Source organism: Sphingomonas sp. CCH5-D11, from assembly GCF_001557395.1.
Lineage (GTDB): Bacteria > Pseudomonadota > Alphaproteobacteria > Sphingomonadales > Sphingomonadaceae > Sphingomonas.
Map to the genome: position 1 here is coordinate 1 of NZ_LSKH01000312.1, position 583 is coordinate 583.

Genomic DNA, 583 nt, shown 5'->3' on the forward strand with positions numbered 1-583 from the left:
CCTCGCGCTGTTTTTCGTCGCTGGCGGGTTCATGCACGGCGACTGAAGAGTGTCCGCTTTCCACCCCGTTTCGGTCGTTCGGGGGGTGTTGAGGCGCTTCCCGAAACCGGACAGGCAGCTTTCACCGGGACGGCTCCCGAAAGCAGCCATTCCGCAAACGCGCAATAGCAGACATGCGGTGACGCTCGTCGGCGATATTGATACTCACCTTTAATGCGCCCGTTTCCGCCCGCCGAGACACTCCAGATATTTGTTGGCGACGCACTCGCCGAAGTGCGGCTCAATCCTTTTGGATTGCAGTTCAGCTTCGAAAGCGAGCGTCTCATTCATGTAGAGCACGCGATCATTCACACGGAGCCGGACGGCACAACTTGGTCGTATGATTGCCAAGCCGATGACCGTCCGCCAGTGATCCTGCACCGTCTGCTCGGTCGATATATCCGAAGTGTCGAGCGGGAGGATTTGCGGCTCACATTGCAATTCGAGAATGGATCATCGCTAGCGATCCTATCTGACCTGAACGGGTATGAGAGCGGCGTTATCGTCACAACAGAAATGGGTTACGTGATGTTCTGACGAACGT

General features: G+C 56.4%; 1 protein-coding gene. It reads left to right on the forward strand.

Annotated features, from left to right (window positions below):
• Positions 1 to 213: 213 nt before the first annotated feature.
• Positions 214 to 576 carry a hypothetical protein gene (locus tag AX702_RS19625; RefSeq protein WP_066782074.1) on the forward strand — a complete coding sequence of 121 codons (363 nt, stop codon included), beginning with the start codon at positions 214 to 216 and terminating at the stop codon, positions 574 to 576.
• Positions 577 to 583 lie beyond the last annotated feature (7 nt).

Excerpts from the sequence above, each read along its gene's own strand:
- AX702_RS19625 (WP_066782074.1), top strand. The coding sequence starts at position 214 with ATGCGCCCGTTTCCGCCCGCCGAGACACTCCAGATATTTGTTGGCGAC.